The organism is Edaphosphingomonas fennica, assembly GCF_003034225.1.
Classification (GTDB): Bacteria; Pseudomonadota; Alphaproteobacteria; order Sphingomonadales; family Sphingomonadaceae; genus Sphingomonas_E; species Sphingomonas_E fennica.
In genome coordinates this window covers 68,813-92,195 of sequence record NZ_PHHF01000035.1, presented here as the reverse complement: position 1 = coordinate 92,195, position 23,383 = coordinate 68,813, and the positions used below count along the sequence as shown (strand labels likewise).

The 23,383-nt window shown below is 67.7% G+C and carries 20 protein-coding genes; 12 read left to right on the top strand and 8 right to left on the bottom strand.

Going from position 1 to position 23,383, the window contains the following annotated elements; genetic code table 11:
- The first annotated feature begins 51 nt into the window (after window positions 1-51).
- From CV103_RS08235 to CV103_RS08195, 9 genes are all read left to right on the top strand, one after another.
- Window positions 52-765 carry an EthD domain-containing protein gene (locus CV103_RS08235; protein WP_107394605.1) on the top strand — a complete coding sequence of 238 codons (714 nt, stop codon included), beginning with the start codon at window positions 52-54 and terminating at the stop codon, window positions 763-765.
- A 237-nt stretch (window positions 766-1,002) separates the two neighbouring features.
- Window positions 1,003-2,091: a 3-ketosteroid-9-alpha-monooxygenase, oxygenase component gene (locus tag CV103_RS08230; protein WP_015459573.1), complete on the top strand. Its 1,089-nt coding sequence runs from the start codon at window positions 1,003-1,005 to the stop codon at window positions 2,089-2,091.
- Between the two features lie 414 nt (window positions 2,092-2,505).
- Entirely contained in the window at window positions 2,506-3,534 is a 1,029-nt protein-coding gene (locus tag CV103_RS08225) for an efflux RND transporter periplasmic adaptor subunit (RefSeq protein ID WP_015459574.1), read from the top strand.
- 4 nt (window positions 3,535-3,538) lie between these two features.
- A complete protein-coding gene (locus CV103_RS08220; RefSeq protein ID WP_015459575.1) occupies window positions 3,539-6,667 on the top strand; it encodes an efflux RND transporter permease subunit in 3,129 nt (1,042 codons plus the stop codon).
- Window positions 6,668-6,794: 127 nt separating this feature from the next.
- Complete coding sequence (locus CV103_RS08215; protein ID WP_107394604.1) at window positions 6,795-7,349, top strand: TspO/MBR family protein; 555 nt, start codon at window positions 6,795-6,797, stop codon at window positions 7,347-7,349.
- Between the two features lie 32 nt (window positions 7,350-7,381).
- Entirely contained in the window at window positions 7,382-7,675 is a 294-nt protein-coding gene (locus CV103_RS08210; RefSeq protein ID WP_015459577.1) for an accessory factor UbiK family protein, read from the top strand.
- A gap of 113 nt (window positions 7,676-7,788) precedes the next feature.
- Complete coding sequence (locus tag CV103_RS08205) at window positions 7,789-8,298, top strand: type III secretion system chaperone family protein (protein ID WP_015459578.1); 510 nt, start codon at window positions 7,789-7,791, stop codon at window positions 8,296-8,298.
- Between the two features lie 58 nt (window positions 8,299-8,356).
- A complete protein-coding gene (gene proC / locus CV103_RS08200) occupies window positions 8,357-9,178 on the top strand; it encodes a pyrroline-5-carboxylate reductase (protein ID WP_107394603.1) in 822 nt (273 codons plus the stop codon).
- Window positions 9,179-9,244: 66 nt separating this feature from the next.
- Window positions 9,245-9,895 carry a Pr6Pr family membrane protein gene (locus CV103_RS08195; RefSeq protein WP_170112592.1) on the top strand — a complete coding sequence of 217 codons (651 nt, stop codon included), beginning with the start codon at window positions 9,245-9,247 and terminating at the stop codon, window positions 9,893-9,895.
- Here CV103_RS08195 and CV103_RS08190 read toward each other — a convergent pair.
- From CV103_RS08190 to miaA, 5 genes are all read right to left on the bottom strand, one after another.
- Window positions 9,892-10,275, bottom strand: coding sequence for a nuclear transport factor 2 family protein (locus CV103_RS08190; protein WP_107394601.1), 384 nt, complete (start codon window positions 10,273-10,275; stop codon window positions 9,892-9,894). The two genes, CV103_RS08195 and CV103_RS08190, sit on opposite strands and share 4 nt — an antisense overlap.
- A 69-nt stretch (window positions 10,276-10,344) precedes the next feature.
- Window positions 10,345-11,364, bottom strand: a complete 1,020-nt coding sequence (gene ilvC / locus CV103_RS08185; protein WP_015459581.1) for a ketol-acid reductoisomerase — start codon at window positions 11,362-11,364, stop codon at window positions 10,345-10,347.
- Between the two features lie 64 nt (window positions 11,365-11,428).
- Window positions 11,429-11,944 carry an acetolactate synthase small subunit gene (gene ilvN / locus CV103_RS08180; protein ID WP_015459582.1) on the bottom strand — a complete coding sequence of 172 codons (516 nt, stop codon included), beginning with the start codon at window positions 11,942-11,944 and terminating at the stop codon, window positions 11,429-11,431.
- A gap of 113 nt (window positions 11,945-12,057) precedes the next feature.
- Entirely contained in the window at window positions 12,058-13,812 is a 1,755-nt protein-coding gene (locus tag CV103_RS08175) for an acetolactate synthase 3 large subunit (RefSeq protein WP_070935506.1), read from the bottom strand.
- A 124-nt stretch (window positions 13,813-13,936) separates the two neighbouring features.
- On the bottom strand, window positions 13,937-14,917 hold the full coding sequence (gene miaA / locus CV103_RS08170; RefSeq protein ID WP_107394653.1) for a tRNA (adenosine(37)-N6)-dimethylallyltransferase MiaA: 981 nt from the start codon (window positions 14,915-14,917) through the stop codon (window positions 13,937-13,939).
- Between miaA and serB the strand changes: the two genes are divergently transcribed.
- Window positions 14,910-15,782, top strand: coding sequence for a phosphoserine phosphatase SerB (serB, locus tag CV103_RS08165; protein ID WP_107394652.1), 873 nt, complete (start codon window positions 14,910-14,912; stop codon window positions 15,780-15,782). The genes miaA and serB overlap by 8 nt on opposite strands.
- An 812-nt stretch (window positions 15,783-16,594) precedes the next feature.
- Window positions 16,595-19,264: a valine--tRNA ligase gene (locus tag CV103_RS08160; RefSeq protein WP_107394600.1), complete on the top strand. Its 2,670-nt coding sequence runs from the start codon at window positions 16,595-16,597 to the stop codon at window positions 19,262-19,264.
- A gap of 52 nt (window positions 19,265-19,316) precedes the next feature.
- On the opposite strand, the gene CV103_RS08155 is transcribed toward CV103_RS08160, so the two are convergent.
- Window positions 19,317-19,922: a DUF938 domain-containing protein gene (locus CV103_RS08155; protein ID WP_107394599.1), complete on the bottom strand. Its 606-nt coding sequence runs from the start codon at window positions 19,920-19,922 to the stop codon at window positions 19,317-19,319.
- Window positions 19,923-20,013: 91 nt separating this feature from the next.
- Between CV103_RS08155 and CV103_RS08150 the strand changes: the two genes are divergently transcribed.
- Window positions 20,014-20,736, top strand: a complete 723-nt coding sequence (locus CV103_RS08150; protein ID WP_107394598.1) for an esterase/lipase family protein — start codon at window positions 20,014-20,016, stop codon at window positions 20,734-20,736.
- 32 nt (window positions 20,737-20,768) lie between these two features.
- Here CV103_RS08150 and CV103_RS08145 read toward each other — a convergent pair whose 3' ends face one another.
- Together CV103_RS08145 and CV103_RS08140 are read right to left on the bottom strand one after the other, a co-directional pair.
- Complete coding sequence (locus CV103_RS08145) at window positions 20,769-21,170, bottom strand: acyl-CoA thioesterase (protein WP_015459589.1); 402 nt, start codon at window positions 21,168-21,170, stop codon at window positions 20,769-20,771.
- A 111-nt stretch (window positions 21,171-21,281) separates the two neighbouring features.
- Complete coding sequence (locus CV103_RS08140) at window positions 21,282-23,330, bottom strand: S9 family peptidase (protein ID WP_170112591.1); 2,049 nt, start codon at window positions 23,328-23,330, stop codon at window positions 21,282-21,284.
- Window positions 23,331-23,383 lie beyond the last annotated feature (53 nt).

Below are 23,383 nucleotides of genomic sequence, written 5' to 3'. Positions count from 1 at the left end.
TCATCCGCGAACGCGCCATGAGATGCGCGGGCGGCAGCGGAATGGAGAGAGATGGAGAAGATAATCTACGCATTGTGGCGATCCGACGCCGTGGATGCGGCCGCCTTCAAGCAGCGGCTTCTGGGCGAGGTGGCCGAGGCGCTGGGACCGCATGTGCTGGCGCTGCGCATCAACGTGGCGGACGAGGATGTCGGCGGCGGCACGGTGCCGCGCATCGCCAATATCCGGCCGCAGATGGATGCGGTGATCCAGCTTTGGGTGCATTGCTCGCACGATCCCTATCGCGCTGCGATCGACGAGATCGTCGGCCGCGCGGCGCCGCGCTTCGCCGCCTGGCTGGTGTGCGAATCCGTGCCGCTGCCGAACGAGCTTCACCCGCCGGTGAAGGGAAAGCGCACCGAGGGCTTCTCCCAGCTCGCCTTCATCGGCCAGCCGCCCAAGATGAGCCATGAGGAATTCGCCTATCAGTGGCGGCGGGTGCAGACGGCGGTGGCGATCGAGACGCAGAGCAATTTCGAATATCGCCAGAATCTGGTGGTGCGGCCGCTGACCTACGGCGCCCCGCCCTTCGTTGCGATCGTGGAGGAATGCTTCCCCGCCGCTGCCTTCCATGACGAGGCGGCTTATTATGACGGCCCCGGAGATCCGGCGAAGTGGCAGGAGAATAAGCGGCTGATGTTCGAAGCCTGCGCCCAGTTCATGGATTTCGAGCGGATCGACGTGATCCAGACCAGCCAGTTCGATCTCAGGCCGATAGGCGGATGAGCCAATAAGCTTGCATTGACGGTGCTTGCGTGAAAATATGTGACGAAATGCGTTGCGATAATGCGTTTTGACCAACGCAATTCGGCAAGATGGCCGGGCGGCCCCGTGGGCGGGAGCGGTTCCAGCGGAACCGCAGGTCCAAATGGACGGGTCGGCCATGGCGCCGCTTATGGTAGTTTCATCCCACGATAAGAGTCGCGGGTGCCCGGCCACGGGCGGAATATGCGGAGAGTGAAGATGGCGACGACGGCTGAATATGGCCTTGGCGAACAGACCTTCCCCAGGGGATGGTTCATGGTTGCCGACGCGGACGAGCTGGAGGGCACCAAGCCGCTGGCGGTGCGCTATTTCGGCCGCGACATGGTGCTGTATCGCGGCGAATCCGGCGCGCTTCACATGGTGGATGCCTATTGCCCGCACATGGGCGCGCATCTGGCCCGCAACACCACATCCTATGTGATCCGCGACGGCAAGCAGGTGGAAGGGGATTCGATCCGCTGCCCCTATCATGGCTGGCGCTTCGGCCCGGACGGCCGCTGCAACCAGATCCCCTATTCGCCCCAGAAGGTGCCGGGAGCGGCCAAGCTGGAAAGCTGGCTGGTCAAGGAACGCGCCGGCTGCATCTGGATGTGGTGGGACCCGGAAGGTGGCGAGCCCGAATATGACCTGCCGGAATTCGCCGAATATGGCGCGCCGCACTGGGTGAACTGGAAGATGGACCGGCTGGGGCTGCTGAACAGCCACCCCGTCGAGATCGTCGACAACATGGCCGATCGCGCCCATTTCGAGCCGATCCACGGCACGCAGGACGTGATCCTGTTCGAAAATGATTTCGAGGATCACAAGGTCGTGCAGCGCATGTCCTCCGGCCACCGCACGCTTTCGGCCGAAGGGGGCGAGCCGCTCTTCACCGACACCTGGTATACCGGGCCGGGCATCCTGATTTCGCAGATGGCGGGGCAGTTCCCGTCGATCATCCTCATCACCCACACGCCGGTGGACGACGGCGTCGTGAAGGTGTGGCACGGCCTGCTCGTGAAGGTGGCGGGCGCGGTGCCGAGCGAGGAGGAGATCGGCATGGCGCGGGCCTATCAGCAGGCCTCGTGCGATGCGTTCAGCCAGGATTTCGAGGTGTGGGCCAACAAGCGCCCCTGCTTCAACCCGATGGCGGTGCTCGGCGACGGCCCGATCGGCAAGCTGCGCATCTGGTATCGCCAATTCTACAACCCCCGCGCTCGCGCCCAGGAATTCCGGGCGCGCGTGAACGGGACGATCATCACGCGGGGCACGCTGAACGCGCCCTGGGACGACCAGCAGGTCGCCTGACGCCGCCTCCTCCCAAAAGAGGCGGATCGACATGGAAGGGGCGGGGCCGTGGGCTCCGCCCCTTTTGCTTGGCGACGGATTTTCGGCGCCTTTGCCGAAGAAATGACGGGGCCGGATGGCGGTCGGCAGGCGCGACCCTGTCGTTCGTCGAAGCCTCTTGTCGATTTGTCGAAAGATGGCGCGGCCGCCGGCGGCGCGTTGCATGCACCCGGAGGGTGCGAGATCCAGCGATGAACCGTGCGGATCGCGCGACATATCAATATTGAAATATTCCAGGCGCATGGCCGTGGCATAAGCCACCATGGCCGCCGGCAAGCCCATGAAGGGCGGGGCGGCGCGCAAATTGCGTATGGACCCGGGCGACTAGCGGAGCATGTTCTGAAGCTGATGCGACATATTCTTTTGCCAGCCTTGATGATTTCGCTCGCGTCCTGTGGCGCCGGCAAGAAAGAGGGCGACGCCCGCCAGGCCCCGCTGGTGACGGCGGCGACCGTCGCGTCCGCGCGCTTCATCGATCGGATCGAGGCCGTCGGCAGCGCGCGCGCCAATGAGCAGGTGACGCTTTCCGCGCCGGTGACGCAGCGGATCGACCGCATCAATTTCGAGGATGGCGGCTTCGTCGCGCAGGGGCAGGTGATCGCCGTGCTCGCCGCCGGGCAGCAGAACGCCCAGCTGGCCGATGCCCGCGCCCGCGCCCGCGAGGCGGAGCAGCAGCTCGCCCGCCTTTCGGCGCTGAAGGATCGGGGCTTCGCCACCAATGCCAGCGTCGATGCCCAGATCGCCGCCGCCGCCTCGGCCCGCGCGCAGGCGGCCGAGGCGATCGCGTCGATCGGCGACCGGGTGATCCGCGCGCCCTTTGCCGGCTATGCCTCGCTGCGCACGGTTTCGGCGGGCGCGGTGGTTTCGGCGGGAACCGAGATCGCGACGATCAGCGACATTTCCCGCATCAAGCTGGATTTCCCGGTGCCGGAGACGATGCTGTCGGCGGTGAAGCCCGGCCAGACGATCGAGGCGCGCGCCGCCGCCTACCCCGACCAGCCGTTTCGCGGCACGATCGCCACGATCGATCCCGTGGTCGATCCCGCGACGCGATCGGTGATGGTGCGCGCGGTGCTGCCCAATGGCGACCTCCGGCTGAAACCGGGGATGCTGCTGACCGTGGCGATCGAATCCGGCGCGCGCGTGGCGCCGGCCGTGCCCGAGCCCGCGATCATCGGCCAGGGGGCGGATCGCTTCGTCTTCCTGATCGGCGAGGACGACGTGGTCAAGCGGACGCCCGTGAAGGTGGGCGTGCGCCGCGACGGCATGATCGAGATCACCGAAGGGCTGAAGCCGGGGCAGAAGATCGTCGGCGAAGGCGTGGTGAAGGTGGCAGACGGCGCCAAGGTGCGCACCGCCGGCCCCGCGGCCGCCAAGCCCACGCAGCAGGCATCGGCGGAGTAAGGCGATGCTGCTTTCCGACGTTTCGGTGAAGCGCCCGGTCTTCGCGGCGGTGATGTCCATCCTGCTGACGATCATCGGCGCGGTCGCCTTCTTCGCGCTTTCGGTGCGCGAATATCCCGATGTCGATCCGCCGATCGTGTCGGTGGAGACGACCTATACGGGCGCCGCCGCCAACGTCGTCGAGAGCCGCGTCACCCAGTTGATCGAGGAACGGCTGGCCGGCATCGAGGGCATCCAGACGATCACCTCGCGATCGCGCGACGGCACCTCCGACATCTCCGTGGAGTTCAGCCCCGGCCGCAACATCGACGATGCCGCCAACGACGTGCGCGATCGCGTGGGCGGCGTGGCCGAGGATCTGCCCGACGATGCGTTGCCCCCCGAGATCCGCAAGGTGGACGCCGATGCGCAGCCGGTACTGTGGTTCACCTTCTCCGCGCCGCCGGGATGGTCGCGCGTCCAGCTTTCCGATTATGTCGACCGCACGCTGGTCGATCGCTTTTCCGCCATCGACGGCGTGGCGCGCGTGCAGATCGGCGGCGAGGCGCGGCCGGCGATGCGCGTGTGGTTGCAGCCCGAGCGGCTCGCCGCCTTCAGCCTGACGCCCGGCGATGTCGAGACCGCCCTGCGCACGCAGAATGTGGAGCTGCCGGCCGGCCGCATCGAGGCGCAGCGCCAGAATGTCACGGTGCGGGTGAACCGCCCCTTCGCGACGGCGGCGGAGTTCGCCCAGCTCGTCGTCGGACGCGGGCAGGGCGGCTATCTGGTGCGGCTGGGCGACGTCGCCCGCGTGGAGGAAGCGCCGGAGAATCTCTATTCCTCCTTCCGCGCCAACGGCCAGACCGGCGTGGGCATCGGCATCGTCCGCCAATCGGGCGCGAACACGCTGGCGGTGGCGGAAGCGGCCAAGAAAGTGGCCGACGAGGTGCGCCCCAACCTGCCCAAGGGCATGACGATGGAGATCGGCAGCGACAGCTCGCTGTTCATCTCCCGCGCGATCGATGCCGTCTATCACACGATGGGCGAGGCGGCGGTGCTGGTGGTGGCGGTGATCTTCCTGTTCCTGGGAAGCTGGCGCGCGACGCTGATCCCGGCCGTGACGGTGCCGATCTGCCTGCTGGCGACCTTCGCGGTGCTGTGGGTGTTCGGATTCTCCATCAACCTTTTGACCTTGCTGGCGCTGGTGCTGGCGATCGGCCTGGTGGTGGACGATGCGATCGTGGTGCTGGAGAATGTCTATCACCGCATAGAGCAGGGCGAGGACCCGCTGGCGGCGGCCTATCTCGGCACCCGGCAGGTCGGCTTCGCCGTCATCTCGACGACCGTGGTGGTGTGCGCGGTGTTCCTGCCGGTGATGTTCATCGCGGGCCAATCGGGCCTGCTGTTCCGCGAGCTGGCCGCCGCGATGATCGGCGCGGTCGCCTTTTCGGGCTTCCTCGCGCTCACGCTGGCGCCGATGCTCTGTTCCAAGCTGCTCAGGCACGAGGAACGCGGCCGGCTGGCGCAATGGGTGGACGATCGCTTCCGCCGGATCGAAAGCGCCTATTCGCGGACCCTGGCGAAGGCGATCGACCGGCCGGTGCTGGTGCTGGGCGCGGTGGCGCTGGTGCTGGCGGGCGCGGGCGCCCTCTACACCACGCTGCAGTCCGAACTGGCGCCGACCGAGGATACGGGCATCGTCCTCCTCCAGCTCAACACCGCGGAAGGCACGGGCTTCGACGAGCTCAACCGCCAGATGCAGGAAGTGGAGAAGCTGGTGCTGCCGCTGGTCGGCCAGGATGGCGGCGAAAGCGGCGGCGCGGTGCGCCGGGCCGTGACCCGCGTGCCCGGCAGCTTCGGCGCGACCGAGGATTTCAACAGCGGCGCGATGACCCTGTTCCTGCGCCCCTGGGAGGATCGCACCGTCACCACCCAGGACGTGATCAACGTGGTGAACGGCAAGCTGAGCGAACTGCCGGCGATGCGCGGCAATGCCAGCACGCCTTCGGCGCTGGGCCGCGGGCGCGGCCAGCCGCTGAACTTCGTGATCGCGGGCACGACCTATGAGGAGCTGGCCCGCGCGCGCGACCGGATATTGGCGGCGGCGGCGAACAACCCCGGCATCATCAACCTCGATTCCGATTATAAGGAAACCAAGCCGCAGCTGCTGATCGACGTGGATACCGCGCGCGCCGGCGACCTCGGCGTCTCGGTGGACGCGGTGAGCCAGGCATTGCAGACGCTGATGGGTTCGCGCCGCGTTTCCACCTATGTCGATCGCGGCGAGGAATATCGCGTGATCGTGCAGGCCGATCCTTCCGGCCGCAGCGTCGAGCAGGATCTGGGCCGGGTGCATGTGCGGTCCATGTCCGGCCAGCTCGTGCCGCTCGCCAACCTCGTCACCGTGCGCGACAGCGCCGATGCGCGCGAGCTGGGGCGGTTCAACAAGATGCGCGCCATCACCCTTTCGGGCGGGCTCGCCCCCGGCTATTCGCTGGGCGAGGCGCTCAGCTTCCTGGAGGAGCAGGCGGCCGCATCCCCCGAGGTGACGGCGGTCGGCTATCGCGGCGAAAGCCAGGCCTTCAAGGAAAGCGGCGGATCGATCCTGATCGTGTTCCTGATGACGATCGTGCTCGTCTACCTCGTGCTGGCCGCGCAGTTCGAAAGCTTCGTGCATCCGGGCGTGATCATCACCACCGTGCCGCTGGCAGTGGCGGGCGGCATCGTCGGGCTGGCGGTGATGGGCCAGACGCTCAATCTCTACAGCCAGGTCGGCATCGTCATGCTGGTGGGCCTGGCGGCGAAGAACGGCATCCTGATCGTGGAATTCGCCAACCAGTTGCGCGACGAGGGCGTCGCCTTCCTGGATGCGATCCGGCAGGCGGCGGTGCGCCGGCTGCGGCCGATCCTGATGACGTCGATCGCCACCGTCGCCGGCGCGGTGCCGCTGATGCTGGCGGGCGGCGCGGGCGCGGCGGCGCGGCGTTCCATCGGCGTGGTCGTCGTCTGGGGCGTCAGCATCGCGACGATCATCACCTTGTTCATGATCCCGGTGCTCTACGTGCTGATGGCGCGCCGCACCGGATCGCCGCTGGCGGTGACGCGTAAGCTGGAGGCGGCATTGGGCGGTGGGCAGGCGCATCCGGCCGAATAAGGCCGGGACGGCGCAAGTGACGGATTTCCAATTGCATGGCGCCGCGCGGGCGACTTTAATGCCGCGATTTCTGTAGCGCCCGTGATTCCCGCGGGCGCGGATCGCTCTGGGGGGAGCAGGGGACGGCATGGGGCAGATCGCGTCGCAAGGGCAGCTTCGCATGGCGTTCGTCCGCTGGGCGCTGGTGATGGTGCCGCTGGTGCTGCTGCTGGGCATCGCATCGGGCTGGCTGGCCAATTCCGGTTACGGCAATCCGTGGTTCGATGCGCTGCGCAAGCCGGCGATCATGCCGCCGGGCCGGGTGTTCGCCGTCGCCTGGACGATCCTCTACGTGCTGATGGGTTTCGCGCTGGCGCTGATCCTGTCCGCCCGCGGCGCGCGGGGCCGGGGCGCGGCGATCGCGCTTTTCGTGCTGCAGCTCGCGCTCAATCTCGCCTGGTCGCCCCTGTTTTTCGGGGCGCATCAGGTGACGGCGGCGCTGGGGCTGATCCTGGTCCTCATCCTGATCGTTGCCGTAACGATGTGGCGTTTCTGGGGAATTCGGAAGCTGGCGGGGCTGCTGCTGCTGCCCTATCTGGCCTGGCTGCTGTTCGCCGCGTTGCTGAACTTCCAGATCCTCCAGGCCAACCCGGACGCGGAATCGCTTGCGCCGGGGCGCGTTCGGACCCAGATCAGTCTATAATAATCCATTAAGCACACAGGAAACGCAGGGTCATGCAATCGGAAAACCGCATTTTCGACGATCTCGTGAAGATGCTGAACGGCGCGGCGGGCACGCTGGCGGGCATGGGCCGCGAGGCGGAAGCGGGCGCGCGCGCGCGCGCCAAGGAATGGATCGGCGGCCTCGATTTCGTGAGCCGTGACGAGTTCGAGGCGGTGAAGGCGATGGCCGCCGCCGCGCGCGACGAGGTGGACGCGCTGAAGGCCCGGCTGGACGCATTGGAGGGGGCGACCGGCAAGGCCAGGAGCGCAAAGGCGAAGTCCGGTGGCGAGCCGCCCGCAGCCTGAGGCCATCATCCACAATTTAATCGTGGTTAAGCGACCCGGTTGCCCACCCGGACGCTTGCGACGTTCCGCCGCCTTGTTCACCATGAGCGGCCAGCGCCCGTGGGGAGGGGCTTATGACCGTCGATGATTTCGAAAGCGGCCGGGATGCCAGCGCGCCGATCGAGATGCTCGAGCAATATTTCGCGGCCCATGGCTGGAATCACGAGCGCAACGGCGATGAGGAGATCGTCGCCACCTTCCAGGGAAGCTGGACGCAATATGAGCTGCGCGCGGTGTGGCGCGAGGAGGATCGCGTTCTCCAGTTCCTGGCCCTGCCCGACATCCGCGTGCCCACCGACAAGCGCGCGACGATCTACGAGACGATCGGCCTGATCAACGAGCAGCTGTGGATCGGCCATTTCGAAATGTGGGCGACGTCCGGCATGCTGCTGTTCCGCCATGCCGCGCTTCTGGAAAGCAACCAGGAATCGGTGCTGACGATCGAGCAGGCGGAAACGCTGGTGGAAGCCGCGATCGACGAGTGCGAGCGCTTCTACCCCGTCTTCCAGTTCGTGCTCTGGGCCGACAAGACCCCGCAGGAGGCGATTTCCGCCGCCCTGATCGAAACGCAGGGCGAAGCCTGAGAGACGGGTAGGCAAGGACCGCCGCACCCATTATCCGCGCATCGGACGATCAAGGGAGATGCGTGTGTCGAAGCTTCTCGAAGGGCCGCTATGGCTGGTGGGCGCCGGCAATATGGGCGGCGCGATGCTGCGCGGCTGGCTGGCGGCCGGCATGGACCCGGATCAGGTGATCGTGATCGATCCCGGCGCGAAGGACCTGCCCGAAGGCGTGATCGCCTGGCCCGCGCCCCCGCCCGATGGCGCGGCCCCGGCGGTGGTGGTGCTGGCGGTGAAGCCGCAATTGCTCGATACCGTGGCGCCCGCCATCGCACCCGCGCTGGAGCGGGAGACGCTGCTGATATCGATCCTGGCCGGCGTGGAGGTCGCCTCGCTCCGCCAGCGTTTCCCCGCGCCGGAAGGCGTGGTGCGGGTGATGCCGAACACGCCCGTCGCGATCGGCAAGGGCGTGATGGCGCTGCACGGCGCCGGCCTTTCGGACGGCGCCGCCGACCTCGCCGGGCGGCTGACTGCGCCGCTGGGGCTGGTGGAATGGATCGCGCGCGAGGACCAGTTCGATGCCGTGACCGCCCTTTCGGGCTGCGGGCCGGCCTTCCTGTTCCGTTTCATCGATGCGATGGCCGATGCCGGCACGGCGCTGGGCCTGCCCGCCGACCAGGCGGCGCGGCTCGCGCTGGCGACGGTGGAGGGCGCGGCGCTGCTCGCCGCCGGATCGGACGAGACGCCGGGCCAGCTTGCCGATCGCGTCGCCAGCCCCGGCGGCAGCACGCGCGAGGGCATGAACGTGCTCGACCATGATGGCGCGCTAAAGGAACTGATGGCGCGGACGCTGTCGGCTTCGGCGCGGCGCAATGCGGAGATGGCGGCCGCCGCGCGCGGATAGGACCGCGCCGTCCTTGACCTCCCGCCGGCCCGCGCCATGATCGCCGCGAGGGGCTGGGAGGGCGGCATGGCGGACGACGCGGTGGGCAAGGCGGGCAGGGCGGCGGCCGGCTTCGGCTGCCTGCTTGGGCTGGCCGCGCTCGCCCTCCAGGCCGGGCTCACCATTCCGGCGGGGATGGCGAACGGCCGGAGCCTCGGCGGCGCCATCCTCTTCTATCTCAGCTTCTTCACCATCCTGAGCAACGGCGTGCTGGCGGCGGTGCATCTCGCCACCGCGAGCCGCGCGCCGGCGCTGGCCGTCCTGCGGCGGCCGGCGGTGCGGGCGGGCATGATGGCGGCGATGCTGTTCGTGATGGCCTTCTACCATTTCGTGCTGGCGGCAAGCTGGGCGCCGGCCGGCTGGTTCAAGGTGGCGGACGTGGCGCTCCATTATGCCACGCCGCTTCATTATGCCGGCTGGTGGCTCATCTTTGCCCCGCATGGCCGGACGAGCTGGCGCTCGGCGGGCGCGATGGCGGCGTGGCCGTTCGCTTATGCGCTCTACGCGATCGCGCGCGGGGCCGTGGTGGGCGAATATCCCTATCCGGTGCTGGACGCTGCCGCGCTCGGCTATGGCCGGGTGGCGGCCAATGTGGCGGGGCTGCTCGCCCTTTTCCTGGTGCTGTGCCTCGCCGTCATCGCGGCGGATCGGCGGCTGGGGGCCGTTTCAAGGCGCTAGCGTGACGTTCCGGCCGGATCGTCCGTGGCAAGCGGATAGGTGCCGTGGCCCCGGCGCACCTTGCCTCCTTCGAACACCAGCACCTCGCTGACGCTGACGCCCTTCTGGTTGCGATACTGGATGACGAGCGTGTCCACGCCGGCGAAGATCCGCTCGACGGTGAAATGCAGGTCGGGGATGCGCTTCAGCCCTTCCGACCAATAGGCCCGGAGCGCGGCCTTGCCCCGGATCGTGCCGCCGGTTTCGGGAAAGAGGCTGGCCGCCACCGGCGAGGTGAACAGCACATCCTCGTGGAAATGATCGAGCACGCGATCGGGATCGTGGGCGTTCCAGCTTTCGCACCATTTGGCGGCAAAGGCCTGCCAGTCGATCGGGGGCATGGCGGCATCCCGGATGGTGAGGCGGAAACGAAAGGGGAGAGGCCGGCGCGCGGCCCCTCCCGCCGCCGATCAGTTCTTGGTCTTGTCGACCAGCTTGTTCTTGCCGATCCACGGCATCATCGCGCGCAGCTCGCTGCCGACCTTCTCGATCGGATGCTCGGCGGCGAGCTTGCGGCTGGCCTTCAGCTCCGGCTGGCCGGCGCGGTTGTCGAGGATGAAGTTCTTGACGAAGCGGCCCTGCTGGATGTCGGCCAGCACGCGCTTCATCTCGGCCTTGGTCTCATCGGTGATGATGCGCGGGCCGGTGGTGATGTCGCCATATTCGGCGGTGTTGGAGATCGAATAGCGCATGTTGGCGATGCCGCCCTCATACATCAGGTCGACGATCAGCTTCACCTCGTGGAGGCATTCGAAATAGGCCATTTCCGGGGCGTAGCCGGCCTCGACCAGCGTTTCGAAGCCCGCCTGGATCAGGTGGGAAAGGCCGCCGCACAGCACGGCCTGCTCGCCGAACAGGTCGGTTTCGCACTCTTCCTTGAAGGTCGTCTCGATCACGCCCGAACGGCCGCCGCCCACGGCGGAGGCGTAGGAGAGCGCCACATCATGCGCGTTGCCGCTCGCATCCTGCGCGATCGCGATCAGGCAGGGCACGCCGCCGCCGCGCTGATATTCGGAACGCACGGTGTGGCCGGGGCCCTTGGGCGCGATCATGAACACGTCGAGGTCGGCGCGCGGCTCGATCAGGCCGAAATGGACGTTCAGGCCGTGGGCGAAGGCGATGGCCGCGCCCTGCTTCAGATTGTCCTTCAGGTCGTTCTCGTAGATCGCGGCCTGATGCTCGTCGGGCGCGAGGATCATCACGATATCCGCCCACTTGGCGGCCTCGGCGTTGCTCAGCACCTTGAAGCCGGCATCTTCCGCCTTCTTCGCGGTGGCCGAACCGGGGCGCAGCGCGATCGCCACCTCGGTCACGCCGGAATCGCGCAGGTTCTGGGCATGGGCGTGGCCCTGGCTGCCATAGCCGACGATGGCGACCTTCTTGGTCTTGATCAGGCCGATATCGGCGTCCCGGTCGTAATAAACGCGCATCATATGCTCCTGTGGAGATGCTCCCGGCTCATGCCCGGAGGGATGGGATGAATGTGGATGGGGTTCAGGCGGGCTCGGCGCCCCTGGCGATGGCGGCGACGCCGGTGCGGGCGACTTCGACCAGGCCGACCTCGCGCATCAGCTCGAGGAACTTGTCGATCTTCTCAGACCCGCCCGTCACCTCGAACACGAAGCTGGAGATGGTCGCATCGACCACGCGGGCGCGATAGACCTCGGCCAGGCGCAGCGCCTCGATGCGATGATCGCCCGTGCCCTTCACCTTCACCAGCGCCAGCTCGCGCTCGACATGGGGGCCAAGCTCGGTCAGGTCGGTCACCTTGTGGACGTTCACCAGCCGGTCGAGCTGGGCGATGATCTGGTCGATCACCGCGCGCGGGCCGGAGGTGACGATGGTGATGCGGCTGATCGTCTCGTCCTCCGTCACCTCGGCGACGGTCAGGCTCTGGATATTGTAGCCGCGCGAGGAGAACAGGCCCGCGATCCGCGCGAGGATGCCCGCCTCGTTGTCGACGATGACGGAGAGCGTATGGCGCTCGACGGTTTCTTCCCTGATATGCATTCGTCTCTTCTCTCGTCATCCCGGCGCAGGCCGGGATCTCGTGCGGCAAATGTGCGGTTTGCGGAGTGAGGCCCCGGCCTTCGCCGGGGCTGCGGCGCCGGTTCCGCCTTCGGCTACACCAGCGCCTTGGCCTCGTCGTCCATCTCGCCCGATACCTCGTCCGCCTGCAGCAGCATGTCGGTATGGGCGGCGCCGCTCGGAATCATGGGGAAGCAGTTGGCGAGCTTCGCCACCCGGCAGTCCACCATCACCGGACCCGGCGTGCTCAACATCTGCTCGATGCCGGCATCCAGTTCCTGCGTGCCCTCGATGCGCAGGCCGGTCCAGCCATAAGCCTCGGCCAGCTTCACGAAATCGGGCAGGGCGGCCGAATAGCTTTCCGAATAACGGCCGCCATAGGTGAGGTCCTGCCACTGGCGGACCATCCCCATATATTCGTTGTTCAGGATGAACACCTTCACCGGCAGGCGATATTGCGCGGCGGTGGACATTTCCTGGATGTTCATCAGGATCGATGCCTCGCCGGCGATGTCGATCACCAGCGCGTTGGGATTGCCGACCTGCGCGCCGATCGCGGCCGGCAGGCCATAGCCCATCGTGCCCAGGCCGCCGCTGGTGAGCCACTTGTTCGGCCCTTCGAAGTGGAAATGCTGGGCGGCCCACATCTGGTGCTGGCCCACCTCCGTGGTGATGATCGGGTTCCGGTCGCGCGTGGCTTCCCACAGCCGCCGGATGGCGTGCTGGGGCATGATCTCCTTGATCGATTCCGGGTAGGCCAGGCACTGCTTCGCCCGCCACTGATCGATCCGCGCGAACCAGGGCTTCAGGTCCTGCGGCTGGTGCTGGCGCACCTTCCACAGCTTGACCATATCCTCCATCGCCCGGCCGACATCGCCGACGATGCCCAGGTCGACGCGGACGATCTTGTTGATCGACGATCGATCGATATCGACGTGGATCTTCCGGGAATGGGGGGCGAAGGCATCCAGCCGGCCGGTGACGCGATCGTCGAACCGCGCGCCCAGCGCCACGATCAGGTCCGCCTCGTTCATCGCCAGATTGGCTTCATAGGTGCCGTGCATGCCCAGCATGCCCAGCCATTGCGGGCTGGATGCCGGGAAGGCGCCGAGGCCCATCAGCGTGGAGGTGACGGGCGCGCCGGTGATGCGGGCCAGCTCGCGCAGCACCTGCGCGGCCGCCGGACCGGAATTGATGATGCCGCCGCCGGTGTAGAGCACCGGGCGCTCGGCCGCGGCCAGCATCTCGACCGCGGCCTCGATCGCGACCGGATCGGCCTTCACCTGCGGGCGATAGCCCTTGTGGAGCACGGCGCCGGGGGCGGGCTTGCGATAGGGCGCGGTTGCGACCTGCACGTCCTTCGGCAGATCGATGACGACCGGGCCGGGCCGGCCGGACGTGGCGATGTGGAACGCCTCGTGCACGATGTCGCCCAGCTTCGCGGGGTCCTTCACCAGATAATTATGCTTGGTGCAGTGCCGCGTGATGCCGACGGTATCGCATTCCTGGAAGGCATCGGTGCCGATCAGCGGCGTGCCGACCTGGCCGGTGATGACGACCATCGGGATGGAATCGAGCAGGGCATCGGCAATGCCGGTGACGGCATTGGTGGCGCCGGGGCCGGACGTGACGAGGACGACGCCGGGCTTGCCGGTGGAGCGGGCATAGCCTTCCGCCGCGTGCGCCGCGCCGCCTTCCTGGCGGACGAGGATGTGACGGATCTTCTTCTGCTTGAAGAGCGCGTCGTAAATGGGAAGCACCGCTCCGCCCGGATAGCCGAACACGATCTCGACGCCGAGATCGGTCAGCGCCTCGATCAGGATGTCCGCGCCGGAACGTTCGGCAGTCATCGCATTCGTCCTTTCGTCCATCAAACAAGCAGGCGGCATAACGCCATCGGCACCATGCCGAAACACCCGTTTCCCTTCGCGGCGCACAATGGCGCCAAAGATCGGGTTGCCTAGTGGCAAGAAACTAACCTGTCAACGCCTCATCGCGTAATAATCTTGCTAGATTCGCGATCATCGCGTTGTCGAGTTGCGCGTCCACCTTTCGCCATTGCGCGGGGGGCTGCTGGCGGAACCAGGTATATTGGCGCTTGGCATATTGGCGGGTGGCGGCGGTCGCGCGTTCGACCATGGCCGCGCGGTCGATTCGCCCGGCCAGGAAATCCGCGATTTCCGGCACGCCGATCGCCCGCATCACCGGCAGGCCGGGATCGAGCCGGCGGGCCAGCAGGGCCTCCACCTCGGCGATCGCGCCTTCATCCAGCATCGTTTCGAAGCGCGCGTTGCAGCGGGCGCGGAGCCAGTCGCGCGGCGGTAGCAGGATGGCGGGGACGATGCGCGCCGCATCGCCGATCCCGCCTTCGCGCGCGGCCTGCCAGGCGGCGATCGGCCGGCCGGTGGAGCGGATCACCTCCAGCGCGCGGGCGACGCGCGTGGTGTCGGCGGGGTGCAGGCGGGCGGCGGCCGCCGGGTCCTCGCCGATGAGCGCGGCATGAGCCTCGGCCACGGGCAGCGCGCGGACGGTGGCGCGGATGTCGGGATCGATATCGGGCACCGGGGCGATGCCGTCCAGCAGCGTGCGGATATAGAGCCCGGTGCCGCCGACGAGGATCGGCAGGCGGCCGGCGGCGTGCGCGGCGGCGATCTGCGCCTTCGCCTCATCGGCCCAGCGCGCGGCGGAGCAGCTTTCCGCGCCGTCGACATGGCCGAACAGGCGGTGGGGCGCGCGGGCTTCCTCTGCCGGGGAAGGGCGGGCGGAAAGGATGCGGAGGTCGCGATAGACCTGCGAGGCATCGGCGTTGATCACCACCCCGCCGGAAATTTCCGCCAGCGCCAGCGCCAATGCCGACTTGCCGCTGGCCGTCGACCCTGCGATGAGCGCCACCGCCGGCCTTACGGAGTCCGGCGATCCTCCGGCCTCGATTCCCAGGGAGTCCTTCGTGTTCATCGCCACGCTGATAGCAACGGACGGCAGCCTCGTGCCCGAAATTTCCGATCGCGCGCGGCTCGCGCTGGCGGAGGCGGGCTGCGCGCCCGTGGTGGGGCGCTGGATCGACGAGGGTTATGCGCTGGACCTCGCCTTCGCCGCCGATCCCGTGACGGCGCGGGCCGTGCTGGAACCGATGGCCGATGTGGTGGTGCAGCCGGAGGCGGGCCGGGCCAAGCGGCTGCTGGTGGCGGACATGGATTCGACCATGATCACCATCGAATGCATCGACGAGCTGGCCGATTATGCCGGGATCAAGGCCGAGATCGCCGAAGTCACCGAGCGCGCGATGCGCGGCGAGCTGGATTTCGAGGCGGCGCTGGATGCCCGCGTGGCTCTGCTCAAGGATCTCGACGCCGCCGCGATCGACCGCTGCCATGTCGAGCGCGTGCGGATCATGGCCGGAGCCAAGCCGCTGATCCGGACGATGAAGGCCCATGGCGCGCGCTGCGTGCTGGTGTCCGGCGGCTTCACCGTGTTCGCCGATCGGGTGGCGGCGGACATCGGCTTCGATCGCGCGCTTTCCAACATGCTGGGCGTGGCCGATGGAAAACTCACCGGCACTGTCGCCCGGCCGATCGTGGGCGCCGCCACCAAGCGCGAGACGCTGGTCGCCGAAGCCGCGGCGATGGGGATCGACCTTTCGGCGACGCTGGCGGTGGGCGACGGCGCCAACGACATTCCGATGATCCAGGCGGCGGGGCTGGGCGTCGCTTATCATGCCAAGCCCAGGACGGCCGCCGCAGCGGGCGCGCGGATCGATTGCGGCGACCTGACGGCGCTGCTTTATGCGCAGGGCTATGCGCGCAAGGATTGGGTGGAATAAGGCTGGCCCCCCTGCGGATGCGCCGGGGGCAGCTTACCCGACCAGCAAGGCGCCGTGATCCTGTCTTGGTTCGGGAGCGGCCTGTTCCCGACCGCTGCCGAGAGACTTTCACGCCCGTCGCCCGTCGCCGCCGCACGGCCCCGGTTCCAGCCCCGAGTGCGATGGAAAAGGAACGGCCGATCCCCGGCAGGCCCTGCAGGGCCACCTCCCGGAAAGGTCAATGGGGGCTGGCGTCGCCGCCAACCCCCATTGCGCCGGTTCATGGCTTGTCCGCGCCTTGCGGGCGGGTTCGCCTCCCTGGCGTTTGGCGGCGCATGGCCGGACCGGATGGCCCGTAACCGCTTCCGCCTGGCTCTGCCTTCGTGGTCCGGGCCGGGCGGTGGATGCCATATGGCATTCCGCTGGCTGGTGCCGTTCGGGCGTAAGCCCGCCTCGCCTTCTGCTTCCGTGATCCTCAGGCTTGGGGCCGGGATCTGGTCACGCGGCTTGGCATTGCGATCTAGTTGAAAAGACTGCCGTTTCCGGAGGGTCTATCTCTTTCGACCACGCATTGAGGCTCTCATGAACCGGCGAGTCGGCCAAGCGGAAATCGGGCGATACCCCCTGTGGATAACGGGGAAATCGGGGATGTATGCGATCCGAAATGAATCCCAGGTGCTTGGTGGGTTGGGGGAAGGAGGCTAGATGTAGGTTCCCCAAAGGACGTCAGCTTAGGCTTAGCTCCCCCCGATATGGGAGCCTAAGCTAAGTACCGCGTCTTAGAGGTAGCTAGCTGTTTCCATCCGCCCCGGATTCGCTCTAAAGCCGCCGACATGACCGAACTCGCCAAGACATTCGACCCCGCCGCCATCGAAGCCCGCTGGTATGCCCATTGGGAAGGGGAAGGGCGCTTCCGCCCCGAGCGGCCGGATGCGGAGCCTTATACCATCGTGATGCCGCCGCCCAACGTGACGGGCAGCCTGCATATCGGCCATGCGCTGGACAACAGCCTGCAGGACATCCTGATCCGCCATGCCCGCCTGCAGGGCAAGGATGCGCTGTGGGTGGCCGGCACCGATCATGCCGGCATCGCCACCCAGATGGTGGTCGAACGGCAGATGAACGCCAGGGGCGAAAAGCGCACCGATTACAGCCGCGAGGATTTCGTGGCGAAGGTGTGGGAGTGGAAGGCCGAGAGCGGCGGCCAGATCACCCGCCAGCTTCGCCGGCTGGGCGCGTCGTGCGACTGGGCGAACGAACGCTTCACGATGGACGAGGGCTTCAGCCGCGCCGTCATCAAGGTGTTCGTCGATCTCTACAATCAGGGCCTGCTCTATCGCGACAAAAGGCTGGTGAACTGGGATCCGGGCCTGAAGACGGCGATTTCGGACCTGGAGGTCGAGACCAGGGAGGTCAGCGGCAGGTTCTGGCACTTCGCCTATCCGCTGGAGGACGGTTCCGGCACCATCACGGTCGCCACCACCCGGCCGGAAACGATGCTGGCCGACATGGCCGTCGCCGTGAACCCGGAGGATGAGCGCTATATCGCGCTGATCGGCAAAAATGTGCGCCTGCCGATCACCGGCCGGCTGATCCCGATCGTCGCCGATGCCCATGCCGATCCCGAGCTGGGATCGGGCGCGGTGAAGATCACGCCCGGCCACGACTTCAACGATTTCGAGGTGGGCAAGCGCGCCGGCTTCCGCCCGGCGGACATGCTCAACATGCTCGATGCCGATGCGAAGGTGGTGCAGACGGCCGACGGGCTGATCCCGGACGAATTCCTCGGCCTGGACCGCTTCGATGCGCGCAAGCTGGTGATCGAGCGGCTGAAGCAGGACGGCGTCCTCATCCCCCACGTGGACAAGGACGGCAACGCGCATGACGGCGAGCCCCGGACGATCCAGACGCCTTATGGCGACCGTTCGGGCGTCGTCATCGAACCGTGGCTGACCGACCAATGGTATGTCGATGCCGAGACGCTGGCCAAGCCCGCGATCGCGGCGGTGCGCGACGGCGACATCCGCGTCGTGCCGGAAACCTGGAAGAAGACCTGGTTCAACTGGCTGGAGAATATCCAGCCCTGGTGCGTCAGCCGCCAGCTCTGGTGGGGCCACCAGATCCCGGCCTGGTATGACGAGGACGGCCAGGTCTATGTGGCCGAGGACGAGGCAGCGGCGCAGGCGCTGGCCGGCAACAAGGCGATCACGCGCGACAGCGACGTGCTCGATACCTGGTTCTCCTCCGCGCTGTGGCCGTTCGGCACGCTGGGCTGGCCGGAAGATACCGTGAAGCTCGCCAAGCATTATCCCAACGACGTGCTGATCTCCGGCTTCGACATCCTGTTCTTCTGGGATGCGCGCATGGCGATGCAGGGGCTGCACTTCATGAAGGAAGTGCCGTGGAAGACGCTCTACCTCCATGGCCTCGTCCGCGATGCCCAGGGGCAGAAGATGTCCAAGTCCAAGGGCAACACGGTCGATCCGCTGGGCCTGATCGACAAATATGGCGCGGATGCGCTGCGCTTCACGCTGGCGGCGATGGAGAGCCAGGGGCGCGACATCAAGCTGGATGAGAAGCGGGTCGAAGGCTATCGCAACTTCGCGACCAAGCTGTGGAACGCCGCGCGCTTCTGCCAGTCGAACGGGATCGGCGCATCGGCCACGCTGGAGCCGCCGGCGGCCGACCTCGCCGTCAACCGCTGGATCATCGCCGAGACGGTGAAGACGGTGCAGGCGCTGGATATCGCGCTGGCCGACCTGCGCTTCGACGAAAGCGCCAACAGCATCTACCAGTTCGTCTGGGCGACCTTCTGCGACTGGTATCTGGAGCTGATCAAGCCGCTGTTCGCCGAGGAGGGCGTGGCCGCTGCCGAGACCCGCGCGGTCGCCGGCTGGGTGCTGGACCAGATATTGGTGATGCTCCACCCGTTCATGCCCTTCATCACCGAGGAGCTGTGGCACGCGCTGGGCGATCGGCCCTATGACCTGATCGTCGCCCGCTGGCCGATGGCGGATGCGCGCGCGCTCGATCCGGCGGCGCAGAAGGAGATCGACTGGCTGATCCGGCTGGTGGGCGAGGTGCGCGCGGCGCGCTCCGAGCTGAACGTGCCGCCGGGCGCGCGGCTGGAGGCCCATGTCCACGATGCCGGCGCGGAAACGCTGGCCCGGATCGATCGGCAGGCGGCGGCGATCGCGCGGCTGGCGCGCATCACCGTGAGCAACGATCCCGCACCCGCCGGCGGCGCCGCGCAGGTGGTGGTGGACGAGGCCACCTTCGTGCTGCCGCTGGAAGGCGTGATCGATATCGCCGCCGAGAAAGCCCGCCTCGCCAAGGCGATCGCGGCGGCGGAGAAGGAGCGCGACGCGCTGGCCAAGCGGCTGGAATCGCCGGGCTTCGCCGAGAAGGCCAAACCCGAGGCCGTCGCCAAGGCGCGGACCGACCATGCCGAACGTTCCGCCGAGGCGGAACGGCTGGGCGCGGCGCTCAAGCGGCTGGGATAAGGGAGGCGCAACGCCTCCCTCCTCCCGCATCGTCAGCATGACGGGCGTGGAGTCAGCTTCGCCGAAACACGACTGTAAGGTTGTTCGCCGGCATTTCGGCCACCGCCTCACGGGCGAAGCCCGCATCCGCAGCCACGGCGCCGATTTCGGCAAGGTCGCGCAGCCCCCATTCGGGGTTGCGGGCCTTGAGGTCGGCATCGAAGGCGCGGTTGCCGGGCGCGGTCTCGATCTCGGCGCGGAAATAGGGGCCGTAAAGGACCAGCGGCGCGCCCGGCGGCAGGATGCGGGCGGCGCCTGCGAACAGGCCCAGCGTTGCGGCCCATGGGCTGATGTGGACCATGTTGATGCAGACGAGCGCGTCGGCACGGTCGATCGGCCAGTCCGTGGCCGTCGCATCGAGCGCGATCGGCGGACGGAGATTGGCGAGGCCGGCCTCGGCCGCCCAGCCGGCGATCGAGGCGCGGGCCTGCGGATCGGGATCGCTCGGTTGCCAGACAAGGCCGGGCAGGGCCGCGGCGAAGTGGACGGCATGTTCGCCCGTGCCGCTCGCCACCTCCAGCACCAGCCCGGCGGAGGGCAGGACATCGCGGAGCACCGCGAGGATCGGATCGCGATTGCGGGCGGTGGCAGGCGCGTGGCGGCGGGCGGGATCGGTCATGGCCTGCTTATTCGGCATGATCGGGCGGGCCGCAAGCGGAGGACGCCAAGCGCTCTTCCGCCATTCGGGTCCATGCAATAGGCTCGTCCCCATGCCCGATCCGATGTCGCCGCCTTCCGATTATCCTGCCGTGGTCGATGCCACCATTCCGCCGCTGGGGCGGTTCCTGGCCGAAGGATCGGCGCTGGTGACATGGCCCTTCACCGCCCGGACAGCGCGGCGGATCGCCGCGGCCCGGCGCGGCGACGGGCGCGCGGTGATGGTGATCCCCGGCTTCCTGGCCGGCGATCCGATGACCAGCCGGTTGCGGCGAATGCTGCGTATCGCCGGCTATGCGCCCCATGGCTGGGGGCTGGGCATGAACCGGGGCGTGACGCCCGACCTGCTCGACCGGCTGGCGGCGCGGCTGGAGGCGATCGCGCAAGCGGAAGGCACCCCCGTCTCGCTGGTCGGCTGGAGCCTCGGCGGGCTTTATGCGCGCGAACTCGCCAAGCGGCGCCCCGATCTGGTCGATCGCGTCATCACGCTGGGCAGCCCCTTTTCGGGCGACCCGCGCGCCAACCGGGCATGGAAGCTCTATGAACGGATCAACGGTCATCTCGTCGATCGGCCGCCGATAGACGTGGATCTGCCCGCCAAGCCGCCGATGCGCACCATCGCACTGTGGTCCGCCGAGGACGGGATCGTCGCGCCCGCCTGCGCGCGCGGCCTGCCGCACGAGGCCGACAGCGCGGTGCGGGTGGCCTGCCGGCACATGGATTTCGTCACCGCCCCGGCTGCGCTTGCCGCGATCCTCGACGCGCTCGAAGCCTGAGCCTGTGGCGGGATATAATCCTCCTCCGCCCCTCAGCCGATGAAGGGTGCGGCCACCTCCGCCGGCACGCGGATGGGCCGGCCGCTCGCCTTGTCGATGATCGCCCAGGTGGTGCGGGCGCGGACATGGGGCTTGCCGTCCGCGTCGACGAACTCGACCATCCGGTCGAACCGCGCGCCCTTGGGGCCGTCCGGTATCCAGGTGCGTGCCGTCACCGTCCCGCCGGGGCCGAGCGCGCGCAGATAATCGATCTCGTGCCGGGTCACGACCCAGATATAGGCGGCGACATGGGCGGGATCGGCCACCGCCTGCCAGTGCGCGGTGGCGACATCCTGTATCCACCGCACCCAGACGGCATTGTTGACGTGGCCCAGCTCGTCAATGTCCTCCGGCCGGGCGGTGAAGGCGAGGGTGAAGGCCGGGGCGGAAGACATGGTTCCGATCCTATCCGTTCAGGCCCGGCATAGTCGAGCGGTGTGACGCGGCTGTTGCAGCCGGCCGGCCTTCCCCGTTCGCGCCGGGAACGAGCGGGGAAGGCGACGTTCTCACGCCATCTGCGTCAGGATGAAGGCATAGGCCTCCGCATCCTCGCGCAGGGAATCGAAGCGGCCGGACTTGCCGCCATGGCCCGCGCCCATATTGGTCTTGAGCAGCAGGACGTTGGCGTCCGTCTTGGTCGCCCGCAGGCGCGCCGCCCATTTGGCTGGCTCCCAATAAGTGACGCGGGGATCGTTGAGCCCGCCGGTGATCAGCATCGGCGGATAGGGCTGCGCCGACACATTGTCGTAGGGGCTGTAGCTCCGGATCAGATCGAACGCCGCCGGATCGGTGATCGGGTTGCCCCATTCGGGCCACTCGCCGGGGGTGAGGGGCAGGCTGTCGTCCAGCATGGTGTTGAGCACGTCGACGAAGGGCACGTCCGCCACCACCGCGCCCCACAGGCCGGGATCGGTGTTGGCCACCACGCCCATCAGCTCGCCGCCCGCCGATCCGCCGTTGATGGCGATGCGGCCGGCGCGGGTGAAGCCCGCGGCGATCAGCCCCTTCGCGGCATCGACGAAATCGTGGAAGGTGTTCCAGCGCTTCTCGGCCTTGCCGTCCAGATACCAGCGATAGCCGAGATCGTCGCCGCCCCGGATATGGGCGATGGCGACCGCGAAGCCGCGATCGAGCAGGCTGAGCCGCAGGGTGGAGAAGGCCGGCGGATAGGCGAAGCCGTAGGCGCCATAGGCATAGAGGAACAGCTTGCCCTGCCCGTCCTTCACGAAATCGCGACGGTAGACGACCGACACCGGCACGCGGGTGCCGTCCCGCGCCTCGATCATCAGCCGTTCGGTCGCGTAGAGCGCGGGATCGTAGCCGGACGGGATTTCCTGCACCTTGAGCGTGGTGAGGCCGCCTTCCACCGGATCGAAATCGAACACGGTGTTGGGCGTCACCATCGATGTGTAGGCCAGCCGGTAGGCCGGCGGATCATATTCCGGGTTGGAGCCGAGCGAGGCGGTGTAGCTCGCCTCGGGGAAGGGGATGCGGCTTTCGTGGCCGCCATAGGTGCGCAGGCGGATCTGATCCAGCCCGTCCACCCGCTCGCTGATGACGAGGTGCTTCGCGAAGCTCGTCACCCCGCGCAGATAATGGCGGTCGGACCCGGCGATCACCGTCGTCCATTCCGCCGGCCGGGCGGGATCGGCCTCCGCCAGGCGGAAGTTCACATGATCGTCGTTGGTGAGGATCCACAGCCGGCCCTGCGCCGAATCCACCGAATATTGCCGCTTGGGCTGGCGGGGCGAGACGAGGAGGGGAGCGGCCGCCGGATCGGCGGTGGGAAGCAGGCGCACCTCGCTGGTTTCATGATCGCCGGTGGCGAGCACGATCCATTGCCGGTCCTGCGTGCGGCCGAGCGCGACGCGGAAGCCCTCGTCCGCTTCCTCATAGAGGGTGACGTCGCCGGCCGGATCGGTGCCGAGGCGGTGGAGGCGCGCGCGATAGGTGCGCCAATTGTCGTTGACCTCGGTATAGGCGACGGCGGTGGAATCGGCGCTCCACACCACCGCCCCGTTGGCGACGGCGGTGATCGTCTCGATATCCTTGCCGGTGGCGAGATCGCGGATGCGCAGCGTGAAGCGTTCCGATCCGTTGTCGTCCGCCGACCAGGCGGCGAGCCGCCCGTCGGGGCTCACCTCCAGCACCTGCAGGCGGAAATATTCCTTGCCCTCGGCCTCGGCCGGCTCGTCGAGCAGGAGCCGGGCCTCGCCGCCCGCCACGGGCTTGCGATACCAGAGCCGATATTGCCCGCCCGGCTGGAAGGCCCACCAGTAGAGCCAGTCGCCGTCCTTCTGTGGCACGCCGGCATCGTCCTCCTTGATGCGGCCCTTCATCTCCTGGAACAAGGTTTCGACCAGATCGGCCTGCGGCGCCATCTGCGCTTCGAAATAGGCGTTCTCCGCCTTCAGATAGTCCAGGATCTCCGGATCGTTGACCGTGGGGTAGGACGGGTCCTTCAGCCAGGCATAGGGATCCTCGACTGTCCGGCCGTGGCGGGTGTAGCTGTGCGGTTTCCTCGCGGCGGCCGGGGGCGTGGCGGTCATCGACATCCTCTTAACTGGCAATAGGCCCGGCAAGGGCTTATCTAGGCGCAGCGAAAATA

Bases quoted from the DNA above. Each gene is read 5' to 3' on its own strand.
- CV103_RS08235 (WP_107394605.1), top strand. From the start codon at position 52: ATGGAGAAGATAATCTACGCATTGTGGCGATCCGACGCCGTGGATGCG.
- CV103_RS08230 (WP_015459573.1), top strand. From the start codon at position 1,003: ATGGCGACGACGGCTGAATATGGCCTTGGCGAACAGACCTTCCCCAGG.
- CV103_RS08225 (WP_015459574.1), top strand. From the start codon at position 2,506: ATGATTTCGCTCGCGTCCTGTGGCGCCGGCAAGAAAGAGGGCGACGCC.
- CV103_RS08220 (WP_015459575.1), top strand. From the start codon at position 3,539: ATGCTGCTTTCCGACGTTTCGGTGAAGCGCCCGGTCTTCGCGGCGGTG.
- CV103_RS08215 (WP_107394604.1), top strand. From the start codon at position 6,795: ATGGGGCAGATCGCGTCGCAAGGGCAGCTTCGCATGGCGTTCGTCCGC.
- CV103_RS08210 (WP_015459577.1), top strand. From the start codon at position 7,382: ATGCAATCGGAAAACCGCATTTTCGACGATCTCGTGAAGATGCTGAAC.
- CV103_RS08205 (WP_015459578.1), top strand. From the start codon at position 7,789: ATGACCGTCGATGATTTCGAAAGCGGCCGGGATGCCAGCGCGCCGATC.
- proC (WP_107394603.1), top strand. From the start codon at position 8,357: ATGCGTGTGTCGAAGCTTCTCGAAGGGCCGCTATGGCTGGTGGGCGCC.
- CV103_RS08195 (WP_170112592.1), top strand. From the start codon at position 9,245: ATGGCGGACGACGCGGTGGGCAAGGCGGGCAGGGCGGCGGCCGGCTTC.
- CV103_RS08190 (WP_107394601.1), bottom strand. From the start codon at position 10,275: ATGCCCCCGATCGACTGGCAGGCCTTTGCCGCCAAATGGTGCGAAAGC.
- ilvC (WP_015459581.1), bottom strand. From the start codon at position 11,364: ATGCGCGTTTATTACGACCGGGACGCCGATATCGGCCTGATCAAGACC.
- ilvN (WP_015459582.1), bottom strand. From the start codon at position 11,944: ATGCATATCAGGGAAGAAACCGTCGAGCGCCATACGCTCTCCGTCATC.
- CV103_RS08175 (WP_070935506.1), bottom strand. From the start codon at position 13,812: ATGACTGCCGAACGTTCCGGCGCGGACATCCTGATCGAGGCGCTGACC.
- miaA (WP_107394653.1), bottom strand. From the start codon at position 14,917: ATGAACACGAAGGACTCCCTGGGAATCGAGGCCGGAGGATCGCCGGAC.
- CV103_RS08160 (WP_107394600.1), top strand. From the start codon at position 16,595: ATGACCGAACTCGCCAAGACATTCGACCCCGCCGCCATCGAAGCCCGC.
- CV103_RS08155 (WP_107394599.1), bottom strand. From the start codon at position 19,922: ATGACCGATCCCGCCCGCCGCCACGCGCCTGCCACCGCCCGCAATCGC.
- CV103_RS08150 (WP_107394598.1), top strand. From the start codon at position 20,014: ATGCCCGATCCGATGTCGCCGCCTTCCGATTATCCTGCCGTGGTCGAT.
- CV103_RS08145 (WP_015459589.1), bottom strand. From the start codon at position 21,170: ATGTCTTCCGCCCCGGCCTTCACCCTCGCCTTCACCGCCCGGCCGGAG.
- CV103_RS08140 (WP_170112591.1), bottom strand. From the start codon at position 23,330: ATGTCGATGACCGCCACGCCCCCGGCCGCCGCGAGGAAACCGCACAGC.